This window comes from Microscilla marina ATCC 23134 (assembly GCF_000169175.1).
Lineage (GTDB): Bacteria > Bacteroidota > Bacteroidia > Cytophagales > Microscillaceae > Microscilla > Microscilla marina.
This window is the reverse complement of sequence record NZ_AAWS01000028.1, coordinates 89,749-116,204: the sequence shown is the minus strand read 5'-3', so window position 1 is coordinate 116,204 and position 26,456 is coordinate 89,749. Positions and strand designations below refer to the sequence as shown.

Below are 26,456 nucleotides of genomic sequence, written 5' to 3'. Positions count from 1 at the left end.
TCAGCCATACAAAATCTGCTTTTTCAATCTAAGTGCAGTTGCAAGATACCTTTTCAACGCTTGCTCGATACCTTGCTCGATACCTTCTCCATACCTTTCTCCATACTTTCTTCTCTTACCGCTGCAAAATCGCTTCTTCAATGCCCATATTTTGTCGATGTTTAAGGGTAATAAAAACTAAAAGGTTACACCCTGCTTGGTATAACCCTTTTTCAGCGTTAGACAAGCTTTTCTATTTGTGCCTTGGTCAAGCCAGTAGCTTTGATAATATCAGCCATAGCAAAATCTGCTTTTTTCATTCTAAGTGCAGTTTGCAAGATACCTTTTTCAACGCCTTGCTCGATACCCTTCTCCATACCTTTCTCCATACTTTCTTCTCTTACCGCCTGCAAAATCGCTTCTTCAATGCCCATATTTTGTCGATGTTTAAGGGTAATAAAAACTAAAAGGTTACACCTTGCTTGGTATAACCCTTTTTCAGCGTTAGACAAGCTTTTCTATTTGTGCCTTGGTCAAGCCAGTAGCTTTGATAATATCAGCCATAGCAAAATCTGCTTTTTTCATTCTAAGTGCAGTTTGCAAGATACCTTTTTCAACGCCTTGCTCGATACCTTGCTCGATACCCTTCTCCATACCCTTCTCCATACCTTTCTCCATACTTTCTTCTCTTACCGCCTGCAAAATCGCTTCTTCAATGCCCATATTTTGTCGATGTTTAAAAGTTGTTTGAATGTTTTCTTCGAGGGTTTGTTGGTTTTCCTCTGTATTAAATTTAACATAATGACGAATAAAATGCAACATCCGTCGGATTTTCTCATCCGAATAATCAGCGTCTTTCAATGCTTCGACCAACGACTTTTTCCAGACAAGTTGTTGTGCATCCGTCAAGTTTTTTTTATACAACGCTTTTTTGGCAGTCAACATTACTACCGAAAACGGATTATTGGGTACTTGGAGTGCTTGCTCGGTTTTTTGCAATATTTTGAAGCAAGGAAACTCATAACTGCACCGAGTATTTTCGTACTCATAATAGTAACGTTGCGGGTGATACTGGGCATTACTGTCAGTCAGTATCGACAATGCCATTACATTTTGCTGATACCTGTCTAGTATCCGATAAAAATAAATGAACATTCTTTCGGCAAAGGTAGGATCCTCATAACCTTGTACTTCTACATGCACCAAAATCCATTGCTCTGTGCCTTGTTTGGTAAACACTTTCACCAGCTTGTCGGCATAGCGTTTTTGGGTGGCGCCTTCTGGAAAAATTGACTCTAGCTCTTTGTCCAAAAACTCTACTGGCTTAGACAAATCAGCCACTTGAGTTGCCCAAGTAGGGAAAAAGTAAGCACAAAAATCTTCGAACAAGTCTTCAATGATGCCCTTCCATAAGGTGTCTTTAGAGATGTTTTTCATAAACAGTTTTTATTTGATCATTTAGTTGCCTGGTCCCTTTGTTTGTTGGGTAAGGCAAAGATGATTGAAAACAAATATTAAACAAAATGTTTAAATGACTATTTGAAATAAAGCAATGGAAGGAAAGACGCTTGACGCTAATAATGGAGCGAAATGCTTTGATGTTAAGGTAAGGGGGATGATACCAGAAGCATAAGGGATTTAGATTTCAATGCCTCTATAGCTCAATTAAAGCCCATCGAAAATAGAGAAAAAAAGATGGATGACAAGCCTTAAACACACTTTTAACCTTGCAAAGCTGGAGAAAAAAGTCGTTGCCCTTCAATCATACGATTTACCCCCGATTTGCAATGAACAATCGTTGTTTGCCCCATCAAAGGCGAATGAATACCTCTTGATCTAGCCCTTTTCTTGCTTTATGAATGCATTGGATGAGGTCTAATAGTGGCGCTTCTGTAACCAATTGGGTATCAAAGTTTTCTTTTTGCTTGTTGTACCTTTCTCTTGAGCCATGGGCAGATAATAAACTCTCGAGGTTGTTGGGGATAAAAAAACGCGCCCTTTCGCCCAAATTCGCCTTATATTCGTGGAGATAAATGCCCACCCCAGCCAAGTCAAAATCGCCAAAGTGTAAGTAATTGTTCGGGATGCTTTGCAGCCATTTCATCAGGTCTTTGCTTTGGTTTTGAGGATAACGGCTTACAAAAAGAGGGGTGATACCTTGAAAAAGGTAGGCTTGTTCTTTCAAATGTCTAAAATTCTCGGCATTTTCTACCCCCACAATGGTCACGTTTTTGTCGGGCACAAACTCCTCAAAATCATAGATAAAAGTAAAAGTTCCTTCGGTGGGTTGTATGGTCATGTTTTCACCCTTAAACACGGCTTTAATGGGGGCGTAGCTGTTCACCAAAAAACCTTGAAAAGTTCTGACACTTCGCAGTTTAGAGTCACCGCTTGCCTCTACAAGCTCGGCGCGGGTGGTAGCTTCGCCCTCTGCTACTGCTATGAAGTGAGTAAGGCTGGCAATGGCATATTGATTTTTAAGAAAAGTTTGCAAGGCGGCAGGGTTCATCAATTGAATGGTTTGCCTCACCCTGCCCCTGCGCGACAAAATGCCTTCATTGATCAAGCGCTCAACCAAAGCCCCCTTGAGCGAGCTGGCGGGCACGGTTTGCCCCTCTATCAATACAAGTAACTTTTTGGCGGTGGCTAGCTTTAGACTCATGGGCGACTGGGTTTAGTATTTTTGGACAAGGGTTTTTACCGAAGTAATGTTTCGCTCATCCTTCGAGAGCAAGTAAGTATATTTATAGTCAATGGCGTTGTAGCTAGTGGGCGAGCCGTTGATCAATAGGATGTTTCTTTGATTGGCAAATTTGAGAATCCCCGCTACATTATTGGGGTGCAATTTGCCAATCTCATCCATCATACAATGCAACTTAAAGTCTTTGAACCTGCGCGAAGCACTTTCCTTAAACACGTTCAAAAGCGTGATATTGATCATTGCCTTGGCGAGTATGTCGGTGCCCTCAGAGCCCACATTGGCGAGTTTTTGCACCCAGCCCGAATCGTTGTCGTTTTCTATGATCTTAAACCTCAAATCAAACGAATCTGAAAGCTTCAATTGATCACTTTTGCTCTGGTTGAGCTCCTTCACCAAACGCGTAAGCAAGTTGATCGCCTTTTGGTTGTCTTGTTGGGCATGGTCGCCCGAAAACAAATTAGGCGCGCCCAGTGTTGCACCTTTTTCCTCGTTAAAATCTTTGATCTCCACCATTGTGCGCATAATCTTATGGTCGCTCTCAATCACCTTCATCTCTATGTGTTTGATTGCCTTCACAAAGATTTTATTATCCGCAAAATCGTTGTTGATCTTGCCAATGATTTTGCTGATTTCTCCCGCCTTTGCGGTCAGCTCGCCCACTTCTTTGCCTATTTGGGTGATGATGTTGGCAAAGCGGTCATTGATTCGTTTTTCGTAGGTAGCTATTTTGTTTTCATTGATAAACTCCTCCAGGTCTACAGCAAAATTGAGCAAGGCTTCATCCTCTTGAGGGGCAAATCTGACCCTAAAACTAAATACATTCTTTTCGTCAAAGTGGCTTATAAAGTCATGCACCGCGCGGCTTAAACCTTCGAGCAAGTCCCGTGCTTCGTAGTGCTTGGCGTTGATCAATCGCATCAACTCTGTACCCCTTTTGTGGCTGGCGTCATCATTGTTAAAACTAGCAATTTGCGCCAGCACCTCTTCAGTGCAAACCCTTCCTTTTTTAAAAGCCTCATACTCCTCCTCATCCTTTGCCACCAAGTCTTGTTCCTGGCGCAATTGCGCCACCCGTTGTTTGGCCTCCGCCAAGTCTTCTTTCAATTTTGCCAACGCTTGCTCGTACTGGGCAGTTTGTTGCCAGAGTTTTTCGTCCAAGCGTTGCCTCTCTTCTTGCCACCCCTCTACCTTGTCAAACAACTCCCTCTTGTCCTTCTCATACTCGGTTACCTTGGCTTGGTGAGCATCTATAAAATCTAATTCTTGAGCAATCTTCTTCAGTTGCTTGTCAATAGCCCCAATTTTTTTGACATTCGCCCCTTCCGACTCTAGTCGTTGGTTTTTCTCTGCGTTGATTTTTGCCATTGCCTCGCTAATCAATGCATTGCTTTGCTCAAAGGCGGCTTGTAGCTGCTCTTGCTTGCTTGCTTTTTGCTGGGTCATCTCTGCCAGTTCCTGAGCCTTTGCTTCTTGCTTGCGAGCAATGTTGTTCTTTTGGGTTTGCTTAAGTTCACTCAATCGCTGCACAATTTCTTGCGCTGCTGCCTTGGCTTTGCTCTCCTTTTCTTCTGCCTCTTGGGTAGCTACTGCCTTTGCATTTGCGGCTTTTTGGGCAAGCTCATGTATTGCCACTTCAGCCGCCTTTATCTTTTGGGTGGCTTGCGCCAAAATGTGCGTGTTTTGGGTAATCAGTTTTTCAGCGTTTTTTATCTCAGTTTGGTATTTTTTGCGCAAACGGTTTATGTTGTCTTGCAAAGTTTTCGCGCACTGGTTTGCTTTCGCTGCCAATGTTTGCCGTGCTTGTTCGTTTTTTTTGAGTGCTTGCGCATAATCCTCTACGCTTTTTACTTGCTTGTCTATCTTACCCAAATCTAGTTTTATCCCATACACGCTTTGACTATCTTCGTTGATCAACTGAGGTTCTAAATCTTGGGCAAACAATACCCAATCTTCGTTGATCACTTTGCCTATGTTTGCTTGCCAACCAGGTTTGTTTTCTTCTAGCCAATCATACAAACTGCCCGCTACACCCGCAACCTTTGCCTCTACCCTCTCCTTTTCAGCCTCAAGCGGTTGCTGTTTTCTTTTGATGTCATCAGTTTCATTTTTTGCCTTACTCTCCACCTTTTCTTTCTCCCAACCCCACTCTTTCCTTAAGTCATTGATGGTTGCTTCGCTATCGCTGATCGTTTGCTGGGCATTGGCTTGTTCTTTTTGCAAGCCTTCCAACTCTTTTTGTTGCAAAGCCAGTTCTTCGGCAAAAAACTGGGTGTTTTCTATTTTGATTTTTTTCACCTCCCACTCCTTCACTTGCTCACGTTGGGCATTCAGCATGTACTGGGCATCGTCCATCATTTGCTGCCCTTGTTGTCTCACTTCTTCAATCAAGCGCTCATACTTGGCATTCAATTCGTTTTGCGCCTTCAAAAATTGCGCATTGAGCTCGTTTTGTTTTTTGCCTTGATTATTTTTGAGCGCTTCCTGCTTGCTCTTTTGCAGTGCCATCAATGCCTCGTATTGTGTTTCTATTTCCTGAAATTTTGAGGTAAGAATATCTCTCTCCGCTTGCCACTGTTTTTGCTCGGCAAGTTGCGCCCCTTTGTTGCCTACCCTGGCAATGATTTGTTCAATGTTTTGTTCTTTATAATGAGCTTGTTGCTTTGCCGCCGTATCAAGTTTATCATCAATCACCGCCTGCCTGTTCTTTGTCCTAGACTTGCCAGCGTCAAATTTCTCCTTGGTTGTGCCTATTGTTTGCTCAAGCTTTTGTTGGGCTTGAGTTGCCCCACGCATGTGTTGTGCCAACATGGGTTTTTGTTGGGTATTTTTATGCAACACCCAGCCCAAACTAGCCGCTAGTTTTTTCTTTGCTTGTTGTTCGGCTTTGTATGTGATGCGTGCATCTATCACCGCACGCGCTTGTTTTTCTAATAGGTTTGCTCCTGCCTTGTCCAACTTTTTCCATTTTTTTACATCATTCAGCTCAAGGTCAAAATCCCGCAAATGCCCCTTGTCATAAGTGTCCAAATCTATGCTGAGTTCCTCTTCGTTGATAGACTTAATGATGGTGGCTTTGATAAAGGCTGCCTCTAGCTTTGAGTTCAAAAATACGTTTTGTATTGTTCTGGGAATGTTCTGATATTGGGCACTCTCCAGCATGGCATATTTTTTAAAATCGCTAGACAAACCCTTGTTGTTGCCATAAATAATATTGCGGTACTCCTCATAACTATTGATCACCTTAGAGTAGCCAATTTTGCTGCCCAAGGCATCCCTTATCCCTGCCCAATCGCGGGCGTGGTTGAGCGCATCGATAAACAATGTTTTTTGGTAAGCCGAATCGATGAAACGGAAACAGGTCTTGGCTTGGTTTTTAAAAGCCAGCACACAAAAAGAGGCGTTTTCTTTGGCTACCTCAAACACAATGTAAGAGTTTTGATAAGGGAAATAGTACTCGTCGAAGCCCTTTTTCTCGCGTGGAATGCCCAACTTGGTTTTGTCGGCATTATAAAAAAACAAGATTGCCCGCAACAAGGTACTTTTGCCCGCCCCTTGGGTGCCAATCAAATGCACGTTGCCATCTACCCCCACCTCGGCATAGCTCATAGAGGCACTATTGATAAATACCACTTTATTCAGGAATCTCATTTTCTATGTCCTCCTCTATGTTTATTTTCAAAATCAACTCCTCTAGGTATTTAAAAGACGACAACACCTTATAGGTCTTTTCTATTTCGTTATGCAACTCTACAAAACCCTCTTTGCGCAACGACTCGGCAAGTTTGCCCACCGCTTCGTCGTAAGAGATGTTTTTGGGATAACGCTTTTTCAAATTGTCCAACTTGTATTTCAATTCCGCATTGGTGCTCAACCTCACCCTTATTTCGGCAGGGCTAAACCTCCACCCCACCCCAAAAGCCTGGTCATAAGTTTTGAAAAAATCAAGCAAATCAATCCACTGGTGGGCAGTCTCTATCTTTCTCTCCAAGCCCGCCTTCGACTCCTCCCTGCTGAAATAATAATATTCGTCTCCTGCCTCAAGGCAAAAGTTGATTTGCTTGAAATAGTCAAACAACTCCTCAAAATTACCCTCTTGGCTAATCACGTCATAGAGCTTTTGCATGGAGCGGTTCGAGCTATTAGAACATATAAATTGCCCCTTGCTCAATATCTCAAAAATGGGGGCGATGTGTTGGTGAATGTGGCTCATAAATAAAGGTTATTTAGGATAAACCAAGGCATAAGAAATGTTTTGGCTGTTGCCAAATTGGTGGGTAATATTAAACTCGTGCTCATATTGAGAAATGAGTTGGCAATAGATGGTAACCAACCGATCAAACGTGAGTTTTTCGGGGAAATCATATTTCATCAAAAAACCAAATAAATCGTTGCTCCCTGCCAAAAACCCATTTTTGATGCCATCTAAGTCAATAAACACCTCTTCTTTTGCTTGGCTGTTCAAGTATTTTGCCTCAATGCGTTCGGCTCGTTGCAGCTTGGGCTTTGCCTTGGTTTGGGCTTTTTTGGCAACCTTGCAAATCAACTCAAAAGCTTCGTCCGAAGTGCTCAAAGTGTTGAGCGATGCCTTAAGCGCATATTGAGGTTTTTTTTCAAAGGCAACCAAGCGTTCTTCGCTGAGCACCGCCCTTAGGTTGCTGTGGGTGTCGAGCGTAAACTGGTCTTTCAGATACTTCACCTTGCGCAACTTTTCTATCACTTGGTTTTGGTGTTTGATTTGGTTCAAAAAATCAATGATTTGCTTTTCTATCTCAAGCAAACTGTGTTGGCAATGACCGAGGCTTTTCTTTAGGTCGACAATGATTTGGTCTAGTTCAACATCTAAGGCTTTATGAAAAAACAGCTCGTGTTTGTCATTTACCAAGCTGGTGGTTTGGTTGATCAAGTTTTCAATGTCTTCCCGTTTTTTATCCAGATGTTCGAGCTTGGCTTTTTTGTTTTTGTAGTTGGGTTCGTGTTTAAAAGTCGTTTCTATGTTTCGGCGCAAGTCCATCACATTGCGCAGCGTAGTCATCCCAATCGTTTTTAGAGTACCCTTGATCACCTTAAGGTAGCCATACTTAGCGCTCTCGCGTTTTTCGTTGCCAAAATACTCTATGTTCTCCTCAATCTTCTGAATGTTGCTATGAATGAAGGCAAGGTTGACCTCTTCGTTTACTGCCAGTATTTGTTCAAAAAAATCTAAAAACTGATTGTTTATTTCCAAGTAACTCCCGTTTTGGTTGAGCACGGCATGGCTAATCAAAGACTCAATCCTTGCTGGTTGATCGTCGACCAACACCAAGGCATCGTCGTATTTGAAAGCATTGTTTTTTCGGTGGGCAAACATCTCACCGAGCAAGCTGGCTTCGCGGTGCAGTGCCTTGAGTAGTTCTTTGATGGAGGTGAAGGTTTGCATGGGGGGATTATTTTATGCTATTACATCAACTTCATTCAACTTGCTTAGTTGCATAAAGTAAGGCTGCTTCAACCAAATATCTTTATCGCCAATTGCCACAAACCTGTATTTAGCTCTTGTAAGAGCAACATTCAACAAGTTGGGTTTTTGAGATGCCCATGTGGCAGCTCCTTTTATGCGATCATCTAAACCAAGACATAAAATTACCGCATCAGCTTGCTTACCTTGGAAAGTATGCACAGTGCCAATATGGGAATCTAACCATTCAGATAACTTATCTCCATTTTCGGAAGAAGAATTGACTCTGTTGAGCCATTGAATCAGCGGATTAAACAAATCACCTTTTAATTTATAACCTATTTCGGTAAAAGGAGTGATAACAAATACATTGGGCAGGTCTCCACAGAAAGATGTTTCTCGTAATAACAACTCTTTTACTAAGTTGGCTTGTTCTTGCACAAAATGCCTACCTTGTACCTTGCCTGTGCAATGTATAAAGTTACTTTCCATCTGTAAGTTTACTTGTTTTGGTGTAGCAGTAGACAAAACCATGGTACCTTCATAAGCAATATTGTTGGCAATGCTAAACATTGGTTCAATACACCTGCGATGTACCCGCAGTGGCATCCCTATCCAAGTGGGAGGTCCTTGTATTTCGCGATAAGTACCTAAATAATTCATGCGATCTGCCATAGATTGTACAGAAAGTTCAGTACTTATTTGTTGCTCATGCAATCCAAAGTATTCTCTGAGATTATTGGTAATAACATCAGGGATAGTTACTACAGGTTCTATTTGAAACGGATCACCCACTACCATTACTCTTTTAGAACGCCAGATGGCTCCTGCTGCTGCTTGAGGAACAGCCTGACCTGCTTCATCTATAAATAACCAGGGTAAATCTTCTTTATCCAAGCCTTGGAACATACGATGAACTGAGGCAAACGTGGTAGATACCACTGGGATTACTAAAAAGAAGGTATCCCACATGGCTTTAATCATTTTGCGAGAATATGTATTGTTACCTCTCAAGTATTCAAAAAAGCCAGCAAGAGTAGTTGATATTCTACTTGATTGAGTATTGGCATGAAGAATAAATGATTCGTTAAGCTTCAACGCTGCAATAAATAACTCAGATTGTAATTTTTTGAGTTTTGGAGAATACCAAGGGCAAGCCTCTTGAGATGTTTTGGTTTCAATATTTTGCCAGAAATCATCATCAGCATAATTATTTCCTAATTTGTCTTTATCTGACTTTATTTTTGGAGAAAGTCGATTGATGGTGTTGATTTGTTGGTTGATAGATTGCTGAATTTGATTTACTTTGGCGCTCTGCTCTTGATGTTTTTGTTTGAGATCATCCAGTTTTTGTGCTGTATCTCTAAGCCTATTTTCTTTTTCTAATAAGCTGTTTTCGGTAGCTTGAATGCGTTGTTTGTAGGTGTTACGGCGTTCTTTATTAAACCAGTAGCTAAAAAAACCAGGCTTGTGTTTTTTTATCATTGCCAAATCACTGTGCAACTCTGTTCTTGTTTTTTTTAATTCTTGCTCCTTACTGACATATAGCTTGATTTCTTCTTCTAATTGAACTTTTACTTCTTTGACCTTTACTAGTTCAACTTGTTGTATTTTTTCTTGAGCCTTAGCTGTTGTCAAGGCTATATAATCTGTTCTGCATTGTTCCAAATGTTCTTTTTCGGTAGCTACTTCCTGCAATTTTAGGTTAAATGCTTTGATTGCCTCTCGCCAAGATGTATTGGTTTCAGGTTTGTTCTCTTTCAGGGTTTCCCTGAAGTCTTTACCACCTTCTTTTTTATTAAACCAAAGTTTGTTTACCAAAGTACTTCTCTTTTGTTTATTGCCTAATACAACCGAAATCAACCCCCAATTTGATGGATCAATGCAATGCTGTGCTACTTCTCTGAAGTAACCAATTTCATCTACAAAAGAACCTACTTCACTCTTTAAAGGTAATTCTTTGGAGATATTTTCTACTGCACCATTGTTGGATGAAGCCACCACCATACCCCCTTGAGTTAAACTTGAATCAGGGGAGTAAATATATAGCGAGTAATTGTCATTAATGTATACTTGACCAACATATTCAAAAGCATTGGCTGGATTAGTAATCCCTGAAAGTACTTTGGCTCTTTTAACTATGATGGCAGCAATGACATCTCGTAGAAGGGTTGTTTTACCTGTACCAGGAGGTCCATTTACAGAATAAATCCCGCTTTGGTTTCCATCAGAAAGACTATTAAAGGTATGAGTAACCGCCAGTTGCTGCATCAAACTCAGGGAGTAATCAGAAGGCCAGCATCCATCAGGATATTTAAGAGGTTGTAAGTCATCCTTTAGTACTTGAATATCTTTAGCTAAATCAAATCGTTTTTGTTGTTCGTTTAGGCTTCCTCTGATGTAGTTTTGAAAAGCGAATGGCATTTCTACATCACTTTTTAAAGCTCTTGAGATAGTTTCCAAATCATTGATGTAAAAACTATTCAACAAATCAGCATTAGAGCTATTTTCATCTAAACTCTTTTTTGTTTTTTTATATTTTTCTTCAGCTTTGATATAAATATCTTTCTTGATATTGCTTCCAAATTCCCACCCTATTGTGTCTATGACGAGTTTTTGAAAACTTAACAATAAATTACAGCTTAAAACCTTTGGGATCTTGATAAGCCTCCTTTCTTCATCTTGATGAATGGCATTCACCAATGATTCTAATTCTTTTTTTAGCTCATCATTTAGTGCCTCAAAACGTAAAGCCCAATTATCATTATTAATTTCATTTTTTCCCAACTGATTCAAGGCCCATGGAAACGTTGGTATGCCTAAAGATTCTTCCACATAGTGACCAGCTTCGTTTATTTTGAGTGAAGCATAGCAAATGTTACCTCCTTTATTTTGGTTTGGGTTATCTGATTTTGTACCAAAAAAATCTTCTACAAATTTATTTGCATGGGAAAGCTCAAATACTCCCAAGTAAATGGTGTATTCTATTTCTTTTTTACTATTCGAAGCACGAAGGTTGGCTTTCCAAGGCTCTATACCTTCAAACTTTGAAGTATTTTTGCCTCTTGGAATATTTGATGGGCTAAAATGCTCTAACTTATGCCAACAAGAAAGTAGATTTTGAAAGTTACTTAGTTGATTTGTATGCATACTCATTGCTAAGGATAAATTCGCATAAAAAAACAATATACGCCTAAATAACATATTCGCTCAAAGAAATATAAGAGCCTGAGTCTTAAATATATGGCTAGTAAAATTATTGCAAAATATAACCTTGCAAAAATAGATTGAAAGCCAATTTAATTTGTATTATTGCTACATTTGCATTTTTGATAACATCAACCAAGCTTTAAAGATTGTCACCAAAAAGGCAAAGTATACCAAGGTTTGGGTACGCTCTACAGGCAAACAGGAAGCCTTGAGGTCACCCGCGAATACTTGCTACTTGTTTGGCTTCCAACAATTTTGGGTTTTGCTGTACTGCTTTTAGGGTTTCCAATGTGTCAATCAGAATATAGCTTTTCAATTTGTTTTTGATCTTACCTGCTTCTAACTATCAAATTTATAAACAACTGAAAATAAACGCTTTACAAACTTGATAAATCCCTATGGAATACGGAATAGCACCGATATTCATCGGTATCTAAGGACTTGTCGCTTGAAGCTTGCCCCCGCAAGCGCTATCTACCACAAAACAAGGTTTAGAAAACGTATTGGCAGATTTAGAATAATCCAATGATATTTTATTAGCTAAAGATAAAATTGTAAATTTATTGTTGTGGTTGGTGTAGTAAGGTTTTTGATACTTTGATTGAAGTTTCCTGACAGAAGTTGCATTGCCTCATGTTGTGTATAACAAAAAAGCAGTTGGCTTTTATGCCCATTATATGATGTTTATCAAACCCCAATTAAACCCATGAAAACCTATGTTTTGTGTATACTGCTTTGTCTGACCACATGTAATGTATTTGCCTGGCAAACACGCAAACTGGACTCTTTGCTCAAAGTATTGGAAACTAATATTATCCATGAGCAAAAAGTAAAGGTATACGTCAAAATCGCCCGCCGTTACAATGCACTTTCCGACTCTCTCAATACTGCCCTGTATATACAAAAAGCCATTGCCTTGGCACAAAAAACAAATTACCCAAAAGGAGAAGCAGACGCTTACCACAGGCAAGCCTGGATGTTGCGACGCAAAGGGTACTATACAGCAGCCAATACTCTGTTTAAACAAGCACTCAAAATATCAAAAAAAGCAAGTTATGACAATGGCATAGCCAACGCTTATAATGGTTTGGGAGCAGTACACGACGATCAGGCTCATTATGAGGAAGCTTTGAAATATTACCAGAAAACACTGGCGATTGATCGCAAAATGGGCAATAAACGAGGGCTATCCAGCGACTATAACAACATAGGCATTGTATACCAAAAGCAAGGCAAGTACCGACTTGCCCTGAAGTACTACCAAAAGTCGATGCAACTGGACAAAGTACTGGGCGATAAAAGTGGCATGGCGTATGGCTACAACAACATAGGTATTGTATACAGTAAATTGGGCAACTACCCTCTTACGCTAGAGTACTACCGTAAGTCGTTGGCTATCAAGCAAGCGCTGGGCAATACACAAGGAGTCGCAAATAGTTACCACAATATGGGAGCAGTATATCGCAAACAAGGCAATTATCCCAAAGCATTGGAGCATTATAAAAAATCGTTGAAAATCAACGAAAAAACCGGCAGTAAAAAAAACGTTGCAAATAACTATACCAATATAGGCTCGGTGTTTCACGCATTAAACAACGACTCGCTTGCCCTGGCGTACGTAACACGTGCACTTAGGGTGTATAAGCAACTGCAAAATCGCCAAGGCATTGCGAACAATTACAAAATGATTGGAAACATTCACCAAACCGCAGGAAGGTTTCAACAGGCAGAGGTATACTATCAAAAATTTTTGGCGATGGAAAAAGAGATAGGCAACAAAGAAAGCCTGGCAGATGGCTACCTCAACCTGGGAATGTTGGCAATAGAAACAAAGCAGTACGTTCAAGCACAAAACTACCTTGAAATAGCTCTTACCATGCACAAGGCACAAGGGCGAAAAGACCCTGTATCGGAAACACAAGTGGCATTGGCTGAGGTGTTTTTTTTGCAAAAAAATTACCCAAAAGCAATACATTATGCTACTCAGGGGGTGGCCAAGGCCGAAGAGGTGGGCAACCCGGCCACTATAAGAGATGGTGCAGCCATACTTGCCAAATCCCATCATTTACAAGGTCAGCCTGCCAAGGCATATCAATACCAAGTGATTTTCAAGCAAATGTCTGATAGTCTGATTAATGTGGAAAATACCCGTAAAATAACCCGCATGGAGGTAGAGCTAGAATTTAGACAAGCAAAAGACTCTATGCAAAAAGCCAATACTTTGCAACGGGCCCAACTTGAAAAAGAGCAATTGACCAACCGCTTTCAACGCAACATCAACTGGTTGGTGCTGACGGTTTTAACTATTGTACTGGTGTTTATGTTTTTTGTATACCGGAGCCGTCAACAGCAAAAGCGCTTGAATGTACAACTGCAACAACAAAAACAAGGGTTGAAAGCTCAAAGCGAAGAACTTACCACACTCAACGAAGAGCTACTACAAAATAAAGAAGAAATAGCCGCCCAACGCGATATTCTTGCCTTCAGAAATACCGAGCTGTTGCACCATCAATACCGTATAAATAAAAGCTTCAAGGCAGCCCAGGTGATCCAACATACGTTGTTGCCTTCCGACCAACTCCTCCGGAGGTTGTTCAGCGACTATTTTGTGTTGTACCAACCAAAAGATGTAGTATCGGGTGATTTTTATTGGATAGCCGAAGTAGGCAAACGATGGGTAATGGTGGTAGCCGACTGTACCGGACACGGGGTGCCAGGGGCTTTTATGACCTTGATTGGCAGCAAGTTGCTAGACTCTATTGTAAAAATAAATCAAGTAGTGCAGCCTGCGGAGATATTGACCCAACTCAACGAAAGTGTTTTACATACCATGAAACGCAACACCGGGCAACAGCAAGAGATAGACATGATAGCCGGAATGGATGCTGTGGTACTCTCGGTGAGCAGCAAAGACAATCATTTTGAGATTGACTTTGCCGGAGCCAAAAATGACTTGTTGTACTTTGATCCTCTCACCCGCACTTTTGGCGAATTAAAAGGCTCCCGAATGTCAGTAGGTGGCTTTCAGACAAAAAGGAAAGTATTTACCCAACAACACATTTCATTGCCTGCCCATAGTATTTTGTATGCAGGCTCAGATGGTTTTCAAGATCAAAACAATGAGCAACGCAAACGTTTTGGTTATGATGCCTTGAAACAACTGCTAGAGCAGAACGTGGCTTACCCGCTGACACAACAAAAAAACTTGTTGGAAGAAGCGCTCAAAACACATATGCAATACAGCGAACAGCGTGATGATATTTTGTGGTTGGGGTTGAAGCTGTAATTTTATTTTCTTAGGAATGGTACCAAAATAAATTTACATTTTTAACGTCATCTTTCGCTGACAGAATTCGTTAAAAAAACTTGTCGTAGCGCTGCTATGCCGCGTTTTTTTGCCTCTCCTGCCAACAAAATATTTTGGCGTTACTATAGAACTTTATTTTTACACCATTCCTTAGTTTTCTTTCCAAAAATTAAAATCGCGATTAAAGTACAATGTTTGCTTGTTATTACAACAAGGTTTTACTTTGTATAAACAAAGGAGTGCATGAAAATAAGAATTTGGTTTTGGGTGTTTTTGGGGTGTATTACAGGTCAGGCTTTTGCCCAAAAAAAAGCGCGCATAGACTCCTTGAAACAGGTGCTCCAAAACAACCTCGCTGACACCCAGCGGGTAAAAGTATACAACCAACTCGCCCTTAAGCATACCCCCCCCCAACTATCTAAAATTGAACATTATACCTCGTTGGCAATCAAACTTGCTACCCAGATAAAATACCCCAAAGGCATCGTAAATGCTTATGAACATCTTGCTTACTTTGCAAAAAACGAAGCCAACCATGCTAAAGCAAAAAACATATTTGATCAAATACTCACAGTCAGCGATCAATACCAATATATTCAAGGGAAAATCAGTGCTTTTATTGGCTTGGGTTCAGTGGAGGTGGCTCAGGCAAACTACCCCACCGCTTTGCAGTATTATACCAAAGCACTCAAGATAAGTAAGGCTCAAAAACTACCCAGTTATACCGCCACAGTATATAACAACATAGGCATACTCTCTGCTAACCAGGGTAACTATGCCAAAGCCCTTGAGTATTATGGAAAAAGCCTTGAAATACGCAAAAAAGAAAAAAGCAAAGCAAATGTAGCAAGCCTCTACAACAACATGGCAACGATACATTTGCGACAGGGTGACTATGCCCTGTCGTTGCAAAAGCACCTTAAAGCATTGCAAATAAGAATCAAATCAAACGATCAATCGAACATATCAGCTAGTTACAATAACATTAGCCTGGTATATGTACGGCAAGGCGATTATGAGAAAGCCATCGAATACCAACTAAAGTCGCTCAGGCTAAAAGAAGAGTTGGGGCAAAAAATGCTCATAGCGACCAATTATACCAATATAGGTTTTGTATACAGTAAACAACATCAATACGATAAAGCTCTCAAGTATTACTTTAAGGCACTAAAGATAGAGCAAAAAAAGGGTGACAAACGTAGGCTGGCCAATTGTTATGACAATATAGGAGAAGCATACCTGGCAAAAAAAAACTATGAAAAAGCCTTGGGCTATTTGAACAAATCATTGGCTATGTGCCTAAAACTCAACGAAAAATCGTTGGCTTCTACTGTATTGGTAGCTTTGGGCAAGACACACCTGGAGCAGAAAAAATATGAAAAAGCCATTCAGTTTCTGGACCGGGGAGTAACATTGGCCAAAGAAATAGGCAAACCAGCCACACTGCAAGACGGTGCCGAAACCCTTGCCAAAGTATACAAGGCCAAAGGTGACTACAAAAAAGCTTATGAAGCGCATGTGGTGTTTAAGCAAATGACCGATAGCTTGCTGAATGCCGCCAATACTAAAAAAATTACCCGCCTGGCAGCCAATCACGAATTTCAACTTGAAAAAGATTCTCTAAAGATTCAACAAGTTGCCCTCAAAGCAAAGTTTGAAAAAGAAAAATTGACGAGTAGCTTCCGACGCAATATGAGCATTGTGTCATTATCAGCGCTTGGGTTGGTGTTGATTCTTGCTTTTTTGATTTACCGTAGCCGTCAGGCGCAAAAAAGAGCCAATGGATTGTTGATGCAACAAAAACGAGCGTTGCAAGACCAAAAATCGGCTTTGCAGAGGCAGAAAAAAGAGCTACACCAACAAGGTGAAGAACTGCTTACAATGAACGAAGAGTTGTTGCAAAACCAGGAAGAGATTACTGCTCAACGTGATGATATTGAAGAAAAAAAGAGTTTGCTTGACATCCAACACCACCAACTCACCCAAAGTGTAAGGGCTGCCCTCACCATTCAACAGGCGATTTTGCCTGCTACAGAGCATATCGCCAGGTCTTTTGAAGAACATTTTGTGGTTTACCACCCTAAAGATGTGGTATCGGGTGACTTTTATTGGTTGGGCACCATTGATAACAAAAAGGTAGTGGGCGCTATTGACTGTACCGGGCATGGGGTACCAGGAGCATTTATGAGTATGATTGGCTTTACTTTACTCAATGATATTGTGAACACTAAAAAAGAGTCTGACCCAGCACAAATACTGGAAATGCTTAGAACCAGGGTGCCCAAAGTACTTAAGCAAAGTAAAAGTGGGGACAAAAATGGCATGGATGCCGCATTTGTAGTAACAGAAGAACTGGAAAACGGGCAGGTAGAACTATGCTTTGCAGGTGCCAAACGCCCTTTGTGGTATGTAATACCTGGCAGCAAAACCTTGGGAATTATTAAGGGAGCCAATGTGTCTATCGGTTTCTCATCAAACAATACCCGAAGTATAGCGTCTCACTCTATGTGGTGTGACAAAGGTACTGTGTTTTATATCGGCTCTGATGGCTTTGCTGACCAAAACAACGAGCAAAGGGCTAAGTTTGGGAGCCACCGCCTACAACAATTGATCTACAAAATTCATTTGCATACAATGAATGCCCAAAAAGACATACTGGAACAAGCCCTTAGTGAACATATGAAAAATACCGAACAACGCGACGACATTTTGTTGCTGGGGCTAAAGGTATAAACACCATTTGAGCAATACTTGCAAACTTGACCACTGCAAGGGGTGTACGCTCACCTAAGGGAGTCATTTAGAGGGTAAATGCGTTACTTTGCTCTCCTGCTTGCAATCTGAAAGCAGGATATTGTTAAAATATAACACCGTGCTTCTTATCGCCTGTCTGATGCCCCTCCCGGTTATAATAAATCTCTGATTTGTGCAACCATTTTTGGCACAATGTTGTTACTTTTGTGCGAAACAAGAACAAATTAAATTTTAGATCCCGTAGACAATGAGTGAACAGAAAATAACCATTCAAGACGGGGAATTGAACGTTCCCAACACTCCTGTAATTCCTTTCATCGAAGGTGACGGAACTGGTCCAGATATTTGGTCAGCCTCTCAAAAAGTTTTAGACAATGCTGTAGAAAAAGCTTATGGCGGCGCTAAAAAACTTGCCTGGAAAGAAGTACTTGCCGGACAAAAAGCATTTGACCAAACTGGCGAGTGGCTACCACAAGCTACTTTAGATGCTTTCAACGAATATTTGGTAGGAATCAAAGGTCCTTTGACTACACCAGTAGGTGGTGGAATCCGTTCGCTGAACGTGGCACTGCGTCAAAAACTGGATTTGTATGCTTGTATACGTCCTGTTCGTTGGTTCGACGGAGTACCTTCGCCTGTAAAACGTCCGGAACTTTGTAACATGGTCATTTTCCGTGAAAACACAGAGGATGTATATGCTGGCATAGAATGGATGCATGGAGAAGAAGGTACCCAAAAAGTAAAAGACTTTTTGATCAAGGAAATGGGTGTAGATAAAATCCGTTTCCCTGAAACAGCCTCTTTTGGTATCAAACCTATCTCTAAAGAAGGTACCGAACGTTTAGTTCGCTCAGCCTTGGAATACACCATTAAGCAAGGACGCCCTTCATTGACGCTGGTACACAAAGGTAACATCATGAAGTTTACTGAGGGTGCTTTCAAAAACTGGGGGTACGAGCTTGCCGAACGCGAGTATGGCGACAAAGTGTTTACCTGGGCTCAGTATGACCGCATTGCCGAAAAAGACGGTAAAGACGCGGCCAACAAAGCACAAGCTGACGCTGAAGCAGCTGGTAAAATCATTGTAAAAGATGTAATTGCTGACGCTTTCTTACAGCAAATCCTTACCCGCCCTGCCGAGTATTCGGTCATTGCTACTATGAACCTCAACGGTGACTATGTATCAGATGCTTTGGCGGCTATAGTAGGAGGTATTGGTATTGCCCCAGGCGCCAACATTAACTATGTAACCGGACGTGCCATATTTGAAGCTACCCATGGTACTGCTCCCAAATATGCTGGTTTGGACAAAGTAAATCCTGGTTCAGTGATTTTGTCAGGTGCTATGATGCTTGAACATTTAGGCTGGCAAGAAGCTGCCGACTTGATCTACAAAGGTTTAAGCGGAGCCATTGGAGCCAAGCGAGTAACTTACGATTTTGAGCGTTTGATGGAAGGTGCTACCTTGTTAAAAACTTCAGAATTTGGTGCAGAAGTAAGTAAGCATATGTAATCAATCATTGATTACTCCCTAAGATAAAAAGCCAGTTATTGAATACTTTTCAACGACTGGCCTTTTGTATTTTTATTTGTTGTTCTATATAAGCTTTATACTCCGCAAAAACCTTTATATAAGAATTTTTGTCAAAATAAAAGTTTAAAGGTAGCTTCCACCAACTTTGGTAAGCACTCCAATCCCAAACAATCTTGTTTCCTTGGTGGTGTATTTTTACTTCAAAATTACCACAATCCCTATCTCCACAAATAGGGCAACAATAGAGTTGAACTCCTCTTGCCAACTCTTCTTGGTATTGGTTTTTCGCCCACGCCTCGTCGCAGTTATCAAACCAATACATATCATTGACCGAAAAAGGTTTGCCTAAAAACTTTTTTATAAAAAAATTTGCCCAGTCATAGGCTTGATTATGTGCTACAAATTCGGGAACACTTACGTGCCCTTCCAAAAACAGGTAATACTGCTCTTGCTTGTCTTGAAAGCAAATCATTTTATCTAGGTATCGTCCATTAATGACAAACCGAACCCTCAGGCGAATATCCTCTACAACATTTTTTTTTAGATACTTTACTTCTGAAATAAAACATTCTAATGTTTGGTCGGGTGCTTTCTTTTTGATGAGACGAAACTTTACATGCTCATTACACCATAACTTATTTTTGCCAGCTTGACCTGCCTCAGCATACGCTTTCGAGTAGGTCAGTTTTTGCACCGACCACTCTAGCTCAAATGTATCCATCTTTTTTACTATCCAAGACGTTTACTGAATCTTGATATCACCCCAACACAAGGAATCTCCGAATAAAATCAACTATCCCGCCTTTTCATACGCCTCTTTGAGCCAATCAATCAACTCATCGTCTACCTCATTTATATCAATGATTTTTACCCGATGGGTACACATAGTACCAAAAGGTCCAGAACCTTGCAGTCGTTCGCCGATAGGTTTATCTTTAATTTTGAGCCCCAGGTCTATCCGGGTTTTAGTAGCGGGCTTTATCAAAGCAAACTGCTTTTTGCGAATAATACTTACCCCTGCCTTTTTGGGAGTTTGGGTAATGTCGTTGCCCAAAGTCTCTATCACCTCAATCAACTGTTCATAAATAGGCAACAAAGCTTCTTTGCCCTTGTATTGTGCAGCAAGCAAATCGGTATCTTCCATAGAGCCTGCATCAGCTTTACGGGCTTTGAGCGCCACAAAGTTGGCAAAACCATGGGTAAAGCCGTGTTCCGACTTGAGGTAATCCATCATCGCTTTGTGCTTGTCTATGCCTGTTTGCTCAAGCACTCCTATCCAGTGTTCCAACGACTTCCCTGTTTTGTCTAATAATCCTTGTTCCATCATCGTTTTTGATTTGTTATTGACTAATAATACAAGTATAGCAAAGGCATTGGCCAATGTATTGTAAAAAATTAACCACTTGATGGATAAGGTTCAGCCAGGGACAATTAAGTATACCACACTTTATTGCTAAACAAATTAACTCACTCTTTTTTCAGGATTATCCGTTGCCTGGCATACGCCAAAGCAGTAAAGACCCCTACCCCCCCGGTAATGGTCGACTTTACTACTGCAGGTTGGGCAAAGGGGTTGCCATTTGCCTGACGTGCATCTTCTATGGTTTCCAAAAAATCGTAATAATCACGCTTAATGTGATATATAGCAACAAAAACAGTATCTTCACTTCTGAAGTCATAACCTGTACCTATAGTGATCTGGTTGCCTGTTTTGAACCGACCTTCAAATGAAAACTCGGTGGTAAGCTCTCCCCCTAAGCTATCTTTATTGATTATAATTCGGTAATAGTTGGGTTTGTCAGAGTCATTGTCCTGAAACTTGGTCAGTAAAAAAGCAGTGGTATCTTTATCTCTAAAGCGAGCCTCGATGGTATCTAGTTGAGGAGCTGGCAAAAAACTGGTGACACCCGTCACCAAACGCCCCTTGAGGACATCTTCTACCTTGAGCGCATAGTCGCCCCCTGCAGTAGAATCTACTATAGTACTACCTACATAGTTATAAAATTTACGGCTGTTGGCATCAAACCCTGACTCAAATTTCAACACCTCCTCTACCCCATTATGTACAATAGATACTTTTGCCTGAGGTAAAGGTGGCAACTCTACTGCCCCAAAATAATTGGTGCTTTCGGTCAGCAACAAACGATAAGGTTTGCCATGCTCCAGATAACACTCTACTACTATTTCGGGAGCATAAGGTGGTAGGTCAATGGTGATGTCTTTTTGTAAACTATCGCAGGCACTCAGCCCCATAAGAGTAAGCATGAGTACCCATAAAAAGGCAGAAAAACGGCAATTATCTTGAATGTTAAGCATACATACTTAAAATTTGAAATTGTAGGTAATAGACGGGATCACCGGAAACAAAGACACTTGTTTTGCCTGAAAACCCAAGGTTTGGTTGGTGTTAGCGTCTTTTATTTCTTCAAAAAAGATAAAATAAGGGTTTAGGCGGTTGTAAGCATTATAAATGCTAAAAGTCAAATCAGACTCGCCCCAACGCGGAAAAAACTTCCAGACCAACCCCAAATCTAACCTGTGGTAATTGGGCATGCGCAAATCGTTGCGTTGTTGAAAACGAGGCACCACTGTGGGGTTTCCGCCTACTACATCTTGCAGAAAAAACCGTCCAGGTGGCAACGAAATAGCATTGCCTGTATAATATACCCAAGCCACAGTAAACGTTAGCCGTTCGTTGAATTTATGGCTAATCACAACTGAGATATCGTGGCGACGGTCATACCGTGGAAAAAAAGGAGCGCCCCCATTGATGGGTAAATTACCATTGCTTGCGCCAAATTTGCGGTAAGTCCACGAGAGTGTATAACCAATCCAACCAGTTGTACGCCCTTCTTTTTTCTCTATATAAACCTCGTTGCCATAGCTCCAGCCACGCCCAAATACAAACTCATCCTCTAGGTTGGGATTGGCAAAGATCTGCGCCCCGTCTTTCAAGTCCAGTTGATTGTCCATGTCTTTGTAATACATTTCATTGCTTATGAGTAGCTTGCCGTCAAACAACAAAATACTGCCCCCCAGCGCCACTTGGTCAGAGCGTTGAGGATTGACCAGTTTGGTAGAAGGGTACCATATATCGGTTGGCAACGAAGCCCCGGAATTAGACACCAAGTGGACATATTGGTACATACGTGCTGCACTTGCCTTTAACGACACAGTAGGATTTAATTTATAACGTACCGAGAAACGTGGTTCAAACCCTCCATAAGTCTCCCCTTGGTTCTCGAAACCCGACAACCTTAAACCCATATTGATCCGCCAATGATCGTTGATGGTGTAATCATCGGTAATAAAAATTGCTGCTTCGTTTCCGTTCAAACGGGTTTCGCTACCAAAGTCAACAGAACCGTCAGAGCTGCCCGCCCGAAGCCTGCCCAAAGTAAAGTCGTGGTAGGTATAGTGCGCCCCAAACCTGATGACGTGTTGGTTGTTGGGCAAATAGTCAAAGTCTACCTTGGCGCTATAGTCCTGAATGTTTGCCCCCAGGCTAAAGTTGAAAATATCAAAGGTATTGGCTATTTCATACTCATAGGTGGTGTAAGACAAGGTAGTATTGGAAAATAGCCCCGAATTAAACACGTGATTCCAGCGCAAAGCTGCTGCAGTATTGCCCCACTTAAACGAAAAATCGAAGTTATCGTCTTTGAAACCAAACACATCGCGTCCTAAATAACCACTCAGAAACAGGCGATCTTTTTTGCCTAACTCATAATTTACCTTGGCATTCAGGTCATAAAAATAATAGTCAGGAATGGGGTTAAAGTCTTCATTGTCTTCATTCGCACGGTTGATGGCACGAGTAAACACATCGAAATAAGTGCGCCTTCCGGCAATTAGAAAAGAGGATTTGTCTTTTTGGATAGGTCCCTCCAGAGTGAGCCGAGACGAGATAAGCCCAATACCTCCCGCTGCCGAAAACTTTCGCTTGTTGCCGTCTCTCATTTTCACGTCCAATACCGATGATAACCTGCCGCCAAATTGTGCAGGAAAATCACCCTTGTACAAGTCTACTGCTTTGACCACGTCGGGGTTAAAAATGCTAAAAAAACCAAATAAATGAGCGGCATTATAAATTTGTGCCTCATCGAGCAACACCAGGTTTTGATCGGGTCCCCCACCCCGAACAAACAAACCTGATGATGCTTCGCCCCCAGAAGATACCCCCGGCTTGAGCTGTAAAGCTTTGATGATGTCGAGCTCGCCAAAAATAACTGGAATAGTTTTCAATTCCTGGGCAGTGAGTTTTTCTACCCCCATTTGGGTAGAGTTGAGTTTTTCGCGCAAGCCATTGGCCTTTACTACTATTTCGTCGAGTTGTTTTTGTTGGGGGGGCAAGTTGATGTTGAGTACCAGGCTTTGGCTCAGTTGGAGTGATCGTATTACTGAGGTATAGCCTACATAAGAAAACACAAGTTTTATACTATCAAGAGGTAAGTCTATGCTATAAAAACCATAAGCGTTGGTGATTACACCTTGGGTGGTACCAGCTATTTGTACTGTTGCCCCTATGAGGTCTTCGCCAGTGCTGGCGTCTTTTACATACCCACTTACTTTTACTGTGCTTTGTGCAACCACTGGGCAAATACCCCAACAGTATATAGCTACTAACATGAGTTTAGCAAGTATGCGTTTCAAATCTGAATTTTTCACTTGGTGCCATAGGTTTTAGTGTTACGCTTTGATAACAACAAAAGACTGGCAAAAGTTATGATAACGCCTTGACTTTCGCCTGTACAAACAGTTTGTTTTTTAAGTAAAATACTTAAATTGCTTACTGGCAACAGAAAAAATGAACCCAGGCATGAACGTGATTCAATATATAAAAACCTTACTGGCAAACGGGGAAATCCAACCAGCCATACAAAAAATGAATGAGGTAGCCCCCAGCACTTATCAAGAAAACGAGGCAATCGATATTGCTTTCAGGTTTAGCATGCTTATGCAGTCATCTTCCAGTATGGATACTGACAAGCTTCACCGGGAAAAATCACACTTAGTCAGCAGGATAAATGAAGTATTGGAAAGAATGAAGGATCAACTGCTTCAAAATGAAGAGATTATGGGACAGCAATATGCGTTTACCCCTCCTACAAATACTCCCACTACTGCTGACAATGCCAGTGACACCCCTTCTCAGGTGAGTAAGATTTTATTTATGAGTGCCAACCCAGCAGAAACTACGGTCTTGAGGTTAAGTAATGAAATGAGGGAAATTCAAAATACCCTGAAAAAGTCACGTAACCGGGATGACTTTCAGTTTATTATGGAACCCCAGGTAAATAATAGTATCATTAGACAAAGGATCAAAGAAGAAAGACCTGAGATTGTCCATTTTTCGGGGCATGGAGGCGCTGATGCCGGACTTGCCGAAGGCATTGTAGTCAATGGCAGCAATGGCAACCCTGTAGTACTTACAAGCAATGCACTGGGCAGGTTGTTTGAAATGGCTAAAGAGTATGTACAATGTGTAGTGCTTAACTCCTGTTATTCTAATGCACAAGCAGAGGCTATCAAGCAACATATACCTCATGTAATAGGCATGAGTGATGCCATAGAAGACACCAGTGCCCGAATGTTTTCGGTAGGTTTTTATGAGGCATTAGGGGTAGGAGAATCTTATACTGAGGCATTTAATAGTGGTACATTGGCTATAGAAATGGAAGGCTTGCCAGGGGCAGACATTCCGGTATTGTTGTAGAGGTACAGACAAAAAAAAGTCGCTCCAAACAAGTGGAACGACCAAAACCCAAAGCATTGTCCAAAAAACATTGGGTAGTATTATTTCTTTAGTCCGCGTAAGCTACTCAAAAACAAGCCAAGCCCACCTACCATCAACACCAAAATCGTCATTAGCTCAAATGCGGTCATGTGTGAGAGCCTAAACTGTACACTACTAATGACCCCTACAATCAGCATTACTACTGACCCGATAAGTAGTAGCCAACCCAGCATATTGCGGGAGTTATAAAAGATCATGCCTATACCAAACATGAACGGAATCATAATATAACCAGAAGTAAAAGTACCTACTCCTCTGATGTGGTATATGTGGTGAAAACTATACCCTACATGTATGGAATTGAGCAGCATGTAGCCACCTGCAACCAGCATAATAAGCCCTATAGCAAAACGAGTGATTTGATTATTACTTCCTGTGGGAGGTATGTTATTCATAAAGTTATTTAATGATAAAATTAGGTTTACAGGTATGAACGCAAACGTTAAAAATTAGTTTCAACGCAGTTTTGCACTAATATAATGGCTTAGTTCTGTTTAATACTGCTTTTTTTCTCCTAAATTCGCCCCCTGAATTGGTGAACCACCTCATAAAGAAATATTCTTTTGCAGAGGTTGTTGTAAAACCTCTGGTAAATAACCAAAAACTGTATTAGTTAAACATTAAATTATACAATGAGAAAGTATTATATTTTGCCTGCCCTCACGCTATTTGGGTTGCTTTTTATGACAAGTTGTGGAAAGAAGGGCAACGATGAAAACAATGATTCTAGCCAGCAGTCTTCTAAAGAAGATTTTACTGGTTTTGAGCAAACCCCCACTGGAATTTATTATAAGGTAATAAACCATAACCCCGATACAGCCAAAGCTTTTAAGTTTGATCGTGCCATCGACTTTCATTTGGTTGTAAAAAACTACAAAGATTCGGTTTTACAAAATAGCTACGAAAAAGAGCCTATTAAAAACTTCATTTATCAGCCACCCCGCTTTAAAGGAGACATCGCTGAAATCATGCAGTATATTTCTGAAGGCGACAGTGTAGTAATTGGTGTGTCAAGCGACTCTACTGCCAAATACCAGGGGCGCCCTATGCCACCTACGTTTCCTAAAGGCACCTATGTGAGGTATTTTATGAAAGTACTCAAAGTAAAACCTGCCGCAGAAGCAATGGCCGAAATTGAAAAAGCCAAAACAGAAGCTCAGCAGAAAGTACGTCGCGATGATTCTATTGCTATTCATAGCTACCTCAAAGAAAAAGGGTTGGCTGACAAAGCAAAATCTACCCCAAGCGGTTTGTACTATGTGGTTACCGAAGAGGGAACAGGTGAACGACCAGAAAAACATGATACAGTGTACACCAATTATGTAGGTAAACTTACCAATGGTAACTTGTTTGATACCAATGTAGAAGAAGCTGCCAAAAAGGGCGGAACATACCAAGGACCTAACCCCAAAAAGTACCAGCCTTTTAAGTTTATATTGGGCAGACAACAAGTAATTCGTGGTTGGGATGAAGGACTTGCTTTGTTGAAGAAAGGAAGCAAAGCCATTTTATTAGTGCCTTCTACACTAGGTTACGGGCCTCGTGCTATGGGTAAAGACATCCCTGCCAACTCTACACTGGTGTTTGATGTAGAATTGACTGACTTTAAAAAAGGTAAAGCACCTAAAGCCATGCCTAAGGGACATTCAAAAGGTGACGGACATAATCATTAAGAGACAGCTACTCAATAACTGTCTTTTTTAAACAACCAAAGTCGCATGATCATTGGTCATGCGGCTT

The 26,456-nt window shown here is 41.1% G+C and carries 17 protein-coding genes; 5 read left to right on the top strand and 12 right to left on the bottom strand.

All coding sequences use genetic code 11. From position 1 onward, the window contains the following. Positions 1-218: 218 nt before the first annotated feature. The 7 genes from M23134_RS23160 to M23134_RS23130 form a co-directional block, all read right to left on the bottom strand. Positions 219-413, bottom strand: coding sequence for a hypothetical protein (locus M23134_RS23160; RefSeq protein ID WP_004156606.1), 195 nt, complete (start codon positions 411-413; stop codon positions 219-221). Positions 414-483: 70 nt separating this feature from the next. Beyond that, complete coding sequence (locus M23134_RS23155; protein WP_004156604.1) at positions 484-1,416, bottom strand: Rpn family recombination-promoting nuclease/putative transposase; 933 nt, start codon at positions 1,414-1,416, stop codon at positions 484-486. A gap of 373 nt (positions 1,417-1,789) precedes the next feature. Further along, entirely contained in the window at positions 1,790-2,641 is an 852-nt protein-coding gene (locus tag M23134_RS23150) for a DUF7281 domain-containing protein (protein ID WP_004156602.1), read from the bottom strand. A 12-nt stretch (positions 2,642-2,653) separates the two neighbouring features. Beyond that, positions 2,654-6,328, bottom strand: coding sequence for an ATP-binding protein (locus tag M23134_RS23145; protein ID WP_045114156.1), 3,675 nt, complete (start codon positions 6,326-6,328; stop codon positions 2,654-2,656). Continuing rightward, on the bottom strand, positions 6,312-6,890 hold the full coding sequence (locus M23134_RS23140; protein ID WP_004156585.1) for a condensin complex protein MksE: 579 nt from the start codon (positions 6,888-6,890) through the stop codon (positions 6,312-6,314). The genes M23134_RS23145 and M23134_RS23140 overlap by 17 nt, the downstream gene beginning before the upstream one ends. 9 nt (positions 6,891-6,899) lie before the next feature. After that, complete coding sequence (locus tag M23134_RS23135; RefSeq protein WP_004156577.1) at positions 6,900-8,096, bottom strand: hypothetical protein; 1,197 nt, start codon at positions 8,094-8,096, stop codon at positions 6,900-6,902. Positions 8,097-8,108: 12 nt separating this feature from the next. After that, complete coding sequence (locus tag M23134_RS23130) at positions 8,109-11,264, bottom strand: AAA domain-containing protein (protein WP_004156576.1); 3,156 nt, start codon at positions 11,262-11,264, stop codon at positions 8,109-8,111. Between the two features lie 766 nt (positions 11,265-12,030). On the opposite strand from M23134_RS23130, the gene M23134_RS23125 reads away from it, so the two are divergent. The 3 genes from M23134_RS23125 (at position 12,031) to icd (ending at position 18,898) form a co-directional block, all read left to right on the top strand. Beyond that, positions 12,031-14,610 (top strand): tetratricopeptide repeat protein, encoded by a 2,580-nt coding sequence (locus M23134_RS23125; RefSeq protein WP_004156574.1) that lies wholly within the window; start codon positions 12,031-12,033, stop codon positions 14,608-14,610. A 264-nt stretch (positions 14,611-14,874) separates the two neighbouring features. Further along, on the top strand, positions 14,875-17,364 hold the full coding sequence (locus tag M23134_RS23120) for a tetratricopeptide repeat protein (protein WP_004156573.1): 2,490 nt from the start codon (positions 14,875-14,877) through the stop codon (positions 17,362-17,364). 268 nt (positions 17,365-17,632) lie between these two features. Further along, positions 17,633-18,898 (top strand): NADP-dependent isocitrate dehydrogenase, encoded by a 1,266-nt coding sequence (gene icd, locus M23134_RS23115; protein ID WP_004156571.1) that lies wholly within the window; start codon positions 17,633-17,635, stop codon positions 18,896-18,898. 49 nt (positions 18,899-18,947) lie between these two features. On the opposite strand, the gene M23134_RS23110 is transcribed toward icd, so the two are convergent. The 4 genes from M23134_RS23110 to M23134_RS23095 form a co-directional block, all read right to left on the bottom strand. Then, positions 18,948-19,640, bottom strand: a complete 693-nt coding sequence (locus M23134_RS23110) for a hypothetical protein (protein ID WP_004156569.1) — start codon at positions 19,638-19,640, stop codon at positions 18,948-18,950. A 72-nt stretch (positions 19,641-19,712) separates the two neighbouring features. Continuing rightward, positions 19,713-20,246, bottom strand: a complete 534-nt coding sequence (locus M23134_RS23105; RefSeq protein ID WP_198145080.1) for a DUF5655 domain-containing protein — start codon at positions 20,244-20,246, stop codon at positions 19,713-19,715. A gap of 140 nt (positions 20,247-20,386) precedes the next feature. Further along, entirely contained in the window at positions 20,387-21,235 is an 849-nt protein-coding gene (locus tag M23134_RS23100) for a DUF4249 domain-containing protein (protein ID WP_004156565.1), read from the bottom strand. 6 nt (positions 21,236-21,241) lie between these two features. Then, positions 21,242-23,587 (bottom strand): TonB-dependent receptor, encoded by a 2,346-nt coding sequence (locus M23134_RS23095; RefSeq protein WP_232296829.1) that lies wholly within the window; start codon positions 23,585-23,587, stop codon positions 21,242-21,244. A gap of 151 nt (positions 23,588-23,738) precedes the next feature. Between M23134_RS23095 and M23134_RS38745 the strand changes: the two genes are divergently transcribed. Continuing rightward, entirely contained in the window at positions 23,739-24,635 is an 897-nt protein-coding gene (locus tag M23134_RS38745; protein ID WP_157558609.1) for a CHAT domain-containing protein, read from the top strand. Positions 24,636-24,715: 80 nt separating this feature from the next. On the opposite strand, the gene M23134_RS23085 is transcribed toward M23134_RS38745, so the two are convergent. Continuing rightward, entirely contained in the window at positions 24,716-25,111 is a 396-nt protein-coding gene (locus M23134_RS23085; protein ID WP_004156561.1) for a hypothetical protein, read from the bottom strand. Positions 25,112-25,348: 237 nt separating this feature from the next. On the opposite strand from M23134_RS23085, the gene M23134_RS23080 reads away from it, so the two are divergent. Beyond that, entirely contained in the window at positions 25,349-26,389 is a 1,041-nt protein-coding gene (locus M23134_RS23080) for an FKBP-type peptidyl-prolyl cis-trans isomerase (RefSeq protein ID WP_004156560.1), read from the top strand. The last annotated feature ends 67 nt before the right edge of the window (positions 26,390-26,456 follow it).

Bases quoted from the DNA above. Each gene is read 5' to 3' on its own strand.
- M23134_RS23160 (WP_004156606.1), bottom strand. From the start codon at position 413: ATGGGCATTGAAGAAGCGATTTTGCAGGCGGTAAGAGAAGAAAGTATG.
- M23134_RS23155 (WP_004156604.1), bottom strand. From the start codon at position 1,416: ATGAAAAACATCTCTAAAGACACCTTATGGAAGGGCATCATTGAAGAC.
- M23134_RS23150 (WP_004156602.1), bottom strand. From the start codon at position 2,641: ATGAGTCTAAAGCTAGCCACCGCCAAAAAGTTACTTGTATTGATAGAG.
- M23134_RS23145 (WP_045114156.1), bottom strand. From the start codon at position 6,328: ATGAGATTCCTGAATAAAGTGGTATTTATCAATAGTGCCTCTATGAGC.
- M23134_RS23140 (WP_004156585.1), bottom strand. From the start codon at position 6,890: ATGAGCCACATTCACCAACACATCGCCCCCATTTTTGAGATATTGAGC.
- M23134_RS23135 (WP_004156577.1), bottom strand. From the start codon at position 8,096: ATGCAAACCTTCACCTCCATCAAAGAACTACTCAAGGCACTGCACCGC.
- M23134_RS23130 (WP_004156576.1), bottom strand. From the start codon at position 11,264: ATGCATACAAATCAACTAAGTAACTTTCAAAATCTACTTTCTTGTTGG.
- M23134_RS23125 (WP_004156574.1), top strand. From the start codon at position 12,031: ATGAAAACCTATGTTTTGTGTATACTGCTTTGTCTGACCACATGTAAT.
- M23134_RS23120 (WP_004156573.1), top strand. From the start codon at position 14,875: ATGAAAATAAGAATTTGGTTTTGGGTGTTTTTGGGGTGTATTACAGGT.
- icd (WP_004156571.1), top strand. From the start codon at position 17,633: ATGAGTGAACAGAAAATAACCATTCAAGACGGGGAATTGAACGTTCCC.
- M23134_RS23110 (WP_004156569.1), bottom strand. From the start codon at position 19,640: ATGGATACATTTGAGCTAGAGTGGTCGGTGCAAAAACTGACCTACTCG.
- M23134_RS23105 (WP_198145080.1), bottom strand. From the start codon at position 20,246: ATGATGGAACAAGGATTATTAGACAAAACAGGGAAGTCGTTGGAACAC.
- M23134_RS23100 (WP_004156565.1), bottom strand. From the start codon at position 21,235: ATGCTTAACATTCAAGATAATTGCCGTTTTTCTGCCTTTTTATGGGTA.
- M23134_RS38745 (WP_157558609.1), top strand. From the start codon at position 23,739: ATGAACGTGATTCAATATATAAAAACCTTACTGGCAAACGGGGAAATC.
- M23134_RS23085 (WP_004156561.1), bottom strand. From the start codon at position 25,111: ATGAATAACATACCTCCCACAGGAAGTAATAATCAAATCACTCGTTTT.
- M23134_RS23080 (WP_004156560.1), top strand. From the start codon at position 25,349: ATGAGAAAGTATTATATTTTGCCTGCCCTCACGCTATTTGGGTTGCTT.